Origin of the sequence: Veillonella sp. ZSJB6 (assembly GCF_051549505.1) — a bacterium.
In the GTDB taxonomy this organism is placed as follows: domain Bacteria; phylum Bacillota; class Negativicutes; order Veillonellales; family Veillonellaceae; genus Veillonella.
In genome coordinates this window covers 1-278 of record NZ_JBPUGE010000036.1, presented here as the reverse complement: position 1 = coordinate 278, position 278 = coordinate 1, and the positions used below count along the sequence as shown (strand labels likewise).

General features: G+C 37.4%; 1 protein-coding gene. It reads right to left on the bottom strand.

The window, feature by feature from the left end; all coding sequences use genetic code 11:
- Window positions 1-278, bottom strand: a 278-nt coding sequence (locus tag ACSV5T_RS09800; protein WP_438320984.1) for a glycine--tRNA ligase subunit beta, incomplete at both ends; no start/stop codon positions are given.

Below are 278 nucleotides of genomic sequence, written 5' to 3'. Positions count from 1 at the left end.
ATGATGCGAGCGATGACTTGTACCCGTTGCATTTTCTCATAGATGCTACCGATTTTTTCATGGAAAGTAACAGTTTTTAATTTTTCAACGTATTGGTCGATTGAAGCTTTCTTGTCTTCATTATAAAAGAATTCCGCATCTTCTAAACGAGCAGTCAATACTTTTTGATTGCCTCGTACCACATTTTCCAATTTTACCCGATCGCCATTACGAGCAGAAATAAAATGAGGAAGCAACATACCTTGATCGTTCCGTACTTCGAAATAACGTTGATGTTC